The 5,284-nt window shown below is 60.9% G+C and carries 1 protein-coding gene; it reads right to left on the bottom strand.

Going from position 1 to position 5,284, the window contains the following annotated elements; all coding sequences use genetic code 11:
• Positions 1–5,230 (bottom strand): hypothetical protein (locus tag H0W65_RS12015; RefSeq protein WP_294007888.1); only part of this gene is annotated, 5,230 nt, incomplete at its 3' end.
• Positions 5,231–5,284 lie beyond the last annotated feature (54 nt).

Below are 5,284 nucleotides of genomic sequence, written 5' to 3'. Positions count from 1 at the left end.
GTGCGCAGCCAGCCAACGGGCAATCGTTGATCGTCGAATCGGAGGTGTAGCCGCCAGGGCCACCAGCCTGGACGGTGCCGACAAATGCGTCGCCGGTCGTGGTCGTGCCGTTGGAGGCGATTTGGCGGCCGTAGATATCGACTGCCGCTGGTCCTGTCCCAGTGCTGTTGAGGGTCAGTCCGCCGTCACCGACGGTGATCCCGCCCATGTCGGTCGTGAGACCGCTATTCTGGACGAAAAATGTGCTTCCGATCCCGGCGTTCACGCTTCCCGCTTTGACAAAGCCATCCGGGTTAGACGTGCCACTGTTGGAGGCGAGATCGGTAGCGCGTCCCACGTAATTCGGATCCACTTCAAGCTCGCCCAATATCAACCCGGAGGCGACCCAGATATTGTTGGCATTGAGCGCGAGTTGACCGGACAAGGCCATGACGGCGTTCGTCATGCTGATCCCCCCGCTGTCGGTGTTGATCTCGATATTCTGACCAGCGTTAAGGGTCAGGGAGTCGGTTGCGGCGGCATTGAAGTAATTGACCAGTCCACCGACGAGGATCGAGCCAGTCGTGTTGAAAGTGACCGAACTGACGCCGGCGTTGGAACCGTCGGTGCCGTCGATCGAAAACGTTCCGAGAAAGATGTTTGGTGCAATGCATTCGACGCAGCCAGGCAAGGAGTTGACAACAATGTTGGCGGCCTGAAGTTCGCCCTGCTCGTCGAGGCCGTAGCCCGTGAAGACGTCTGGCTGCATGCCGACATACAGCCCATCCGCATTGGTCGAATTAAGCGTCAGAAGATTGGTGATACCAAACACCCCGAGAAAAGCGCCACTGACGACGTTGAGGTCGTTCGACGTAACGGTAATCGTGGGCGCGGACACGGTGCCATAGAAATTGGCGGTCGACCCAGCGGTGAATTCGGCAGTCAGCGCATTGACGTCGTGAACGGCGGTGAAGCCGGCCGCGGTCAGGTTGACGTCGTTGCTTGCAACGATGGTTCCCGAAAGATCGATATTCCCTGTCGAAGCGAGCGTAACGTTGGTCGCGGACAAATTGCCGTTACCGGAAATATCACTACCGGTTAGGTTGAGATTGTCGGCCATGATCTGGCCGCCGAGACCATCATCGACGAGCGATATGGTTCCGCCGGTCGCAGTCAGGTCACCTGAGACATTAATATCGCTGCCCGCATAAGTCCTGAGCGAAATCGAGCCGTCCGATATAATCGAGAGGCTTTGGGCATTGAAGATGGCCGGAAGCGAAGCCGTGGAGGAGGAAGCGCCCGCGATTACGGAGATATCCGCTCCCGAACCGGTAGCGGTCAACGTCGCAATGCCGAGGTTGGCGCTGCTGCCATTATCGACGTGAACCAAGACCGAGCCGCCGGAGGTCCCACCATTGGCGCTCATCGTCAGGGCGCCGGTGGTGAGCGAACCGTTGGTGAGCAAACCGTTGGCAAAAATTCCGGTGGAATAGAGCTCGGCGTGGCCGCCATTCGCCGAACCATTGGCCTGGATCGTCGCGTCGGCGATATCCACGGTTGCGCCGTAAGTACTAAGCCCAGCATTGCCGCCGTTTCCACCGGGCCCCGAGGCGTTGGCGAGGATGTTGACCGTCTGACCGTTAATGGTGGCCCCATACTGCGCATAAATGTTAGCGCTCCCGCCACGGCTATCCTGACCGGAGCCGCTGGCCGAAACGGTGGTCGTTCCAGTCAGGTTGATCACCGAGTCATCGGCAAGGATGTACGCCTCATTACCGAAACCGCTACCTAAAACGTCGCCGGCGCCCCCGGTCCCATCGGCGAGTACCGAAAGGTCGTTGAGGGTAGCGGTGCCCCCGATGTTTGCAGAGACTTGGGCGAGTCCGGCTGAGCCGTCACCGCCGGTGCCGCCGGGGTTGGTCGCAGCGCCGCCGACGCCATCGACCGTCACTAAGCCGGCGGTGGAGATCATCGCCGTGCCGCCATCGACTTCGAAGGTTGCGAAACCGCCATTGCCAAGGCCGCCAACGTCGCCTCCGCTTCCGCCGAAGCCCCGAGCGGCGACGAAGAGAGTAGCCGCCGTAAGGTCGCCATAGACGTTGATGGTCGCGGTACCGCCGAAGGCATTGCCTCCGGCGAGCAACCCGGCGCCGCCGATAGCCTGAGCTGCAGCTTCTACAAGGCCGGTGGTGGTTAGCGTTCCATTGATGTCGATCGTCGCCGTGCCGCCACTGGCGCTATTGGAAGTCTGGCCGTCGCCACTACGCGCGAAGGATGTCAGGACGAATCCAGTATCTACCTCGCCGGTAACCGACCCGCCGAACGTGCCGGTGCCATCGATGGTCGCGCTTGAGACCCCACCCACAGCTGCGCCGCCATCACCCGCATTACCCGTGCCAACACCAGCTCCGCCATCGCCGCCGAAGGCTCGACCATAACCGGCGTAGGTCGTCGCATTGACCGTCCCGCCGCTGCCGATGTTAAAAATATCTGTCCCGCCCTGGGCACCGCCACCGGTGCCTCCATTGCCATTCGATCCAGTTGCCGCAGCTCCGCCGAAGCCGCCGAGACCATTCACGCGGCTTTGGATGTTCGCCGCAGTGAGCGATCCGGAAATGACGGAGATGGTGGCATTGCCGCCCTGACCGTAACCGCCATTGCCGCCGCTGCCGCCATTGCCTGGTGTGGTGCTGTTGCCGCCATCGCCGCCGATGCCATCCGCGGAGAGCTCGAGGTCGCCGGTGGTCACCGACCCGCCGCCGTCGATCGTCAAATTGACACTGCCGCCAACCCCGTAGCCACCGTTGCCGACGCTCGATTCGCCGTTGGATTCGTACCCGACCGTGCCTGCGCCGGCAAAGCCTCCGGCTTCGAGACCGGCAATGCCAGTAATGTTCACGGTTCCGCCGCCAGCCAGGATTTCCATTGTGACAACGCCGCCCCGGGCGTTTCCGCCGTTGGCGCCCGCGCCACCCCAGGCATTGGCATATTGGCCAAGCGTGTCTGCGCTGACACTACCGTTGTCGATCGTGATTATCGACGACCCCGCATAGGCATTGCCGCCCTCGCGAACGCCATTTCCGCCGAAAGCCGCTCCATTGAAGTTCAGGAAACCATCGGTCGACACCGATCCGCCGTTCTTCACGTCAATCAGATTGACGCCACCATAGGCGCTGCCGCCGTAGGAACAATCGCAGGTGCCTTGACCGCCATTAGCCTGGGTCGTTAGGACCATCTGCCCATCCGAATGGATCGTTCCGCCATCACCGCGGATGGTCGCGGTGCCGCCCGTGGCGTCGCCGCCCGAAAAGCCTCCGTCACCGCCGAGCGCCAGCGCCGCAACGAACACTTCGCCGGAGATGTCGATCGACCCGCCGATATCCGCGGTCGCCGAGGAGCTCCCGCCATAACCAAAGCCGCCATAGTTCAGTCCGGAGCCACCGATTCCATTGGAATAAGCGTAAAGCGGCCCGCCGAATATGAGCGAACCGCCATTGGCATAGACGCTGGTCGAACCGCCGGTCCCGTAGCCGCCATTGGCGCCGTAACCGCCGGACCCATCGGCGCTCAGGTTCGAGGTGCCCGCGATCGAGATTATGCCGTTGGTTCCCGCCGTGACACCGACACTGCCGCCGGTACCGTTACCACCGGTGTAACTTGATGCCGTGCCGTCGCCGTTGAATGTGCCGCCGCTTCCATCGGCATAAAGATCGGCGTTGCCGTTGACAGTAATCGATCCGCCCACTGCGTCCATGCTAACGCTGCCGCCGACGCCGTTTCCAGCAGTGGTGTAATCATATTTGAGATTACCGCCGAAGCCGCTGGCGTCAGCGTAAACCGAACCTGTTGTAATGGAGCCGCCGGTGTTCGCGCTGATCAGGATCGATCCGCCGGTGCCCATGCCACCATTACCGCCAGAAAAATAGCTATCCTGGCCCTTGGCTGTCGCATCGAGGGACAGGCTCTGGGCGTTGATCATCCCGCCATTCTTGGCTTCGACGGTGATATCGCCGGCAAGGCGATCCGCAGCCGGGACGTAATATGAATCGTAATTTAAAAACGGAGCGAAATCGACTGGCGATGTAGTGAGGTTCGCACTGCCGTTTAGGGTGATCGTCCGGCCATCGGCGATCATCGACACATCGCCGTAATACGACTCCATGAACAGGGATCCATCGAACGTGACGTCGCCAGCGGATGCGTTAACCGATGCCAGCTGTTCGGCATAAACCGTAGTATTCGAAAGGAAGTGCGCGTTGTCGATAAGGACATTCGAATTCGAATTCTGGATCGCGTTAAAGGGGGGATTGGAGATGTCGTTTATTTCGAGGATACCCGCCGACAGCACAACTTCACCGTTGACCACATTGGCGGTGGTCGCGTCATAACCGATTGTTCCGCCGACTAGCATGGTGATCGCCAGGTTCTTCGGCACCGCCATGAAATACATGCGGTTTTTGCCATCGAGCGTTTCGTTGGCGACTCCCGTAGTAGTTCCGGTGTGGACGATCCCATTGGGGTCATCGGTGCCGGTGTAGACACGAATGTCGAACAGGCCCTGGTCCATGGTCATTGATACGTCTTCGCCAGCGACGTAGGCGGTCGAGCCGTTGACCCGGACGTTGCCGCCCTGTTCAATCCGCGGTGCGACCAGCGCGATGTAGCTGTTCTTCTGGACGGCGTTGATCTGGGCGCCCGTGAGAATTTGGATCGTACCGCCATCGCCGGTTTGTTTGGAAAAGCTGGCGTTGAAACCGGTGGCGCTGTTGCTGTTGAGCGTGGGCGAGAGCGAGGTCAGCAGCAATCCGCCGACGTCGAAGACCGCCTTCGAGCCGACGACAATTCCGCTCGGGCTGTAGAACCAAATGTTGCCGCCTATGGTCGACGAGCCTTCAAGCGTCGAAATGACGTGCCCGTTGAGCTGAATCGGAGCGAGCGGGTCGATCGGCACGACCCGGTTGAGAACGGTGTAGTCAGTGAGCCCGGACGAGCTAGTAAACGTCGCCGTATTGCCCACCGGCAAAAACACGTTCGAACGTGCGTTCCAGTTGATCGTCGCGCTCGAGCCGGTGACTGTGATCGTCTCCGTGCCATGGCCGAGGGCCGTTTGCGACGCATTCGAGCTGCTGCTGATGGTGCCTTGGAATGCCCCTTGCGGCGCGGCCGACGCCCGCGCCTGTTGCGGCGCCAGCAGGGCAGTGGCGAGGGCGAGTGACGCGCACGAAATCAACAGCGCGGAGCGCTTCGGCAACAGTCGGCGGGGAGAGCGATACGCATTCGATACTCGAGCGGTCATCTTATGCTC

The sequence above is a fragment of the Sphingomonas sp. genome, from assembly GCF_013816785.1.
In the GTDB taxonomy this organism is placed as follows: domain Bacteria; phylum Pseudomonadota; class Alphaproteobacteria; order Sphingomonadales; family Sphingomonadaceae; genus Sphingomicrobium.
Note: the sequence above shows the minus strand (reverse complement) of the source record. Positions and strands in the feature narration are given on the sequence as shown.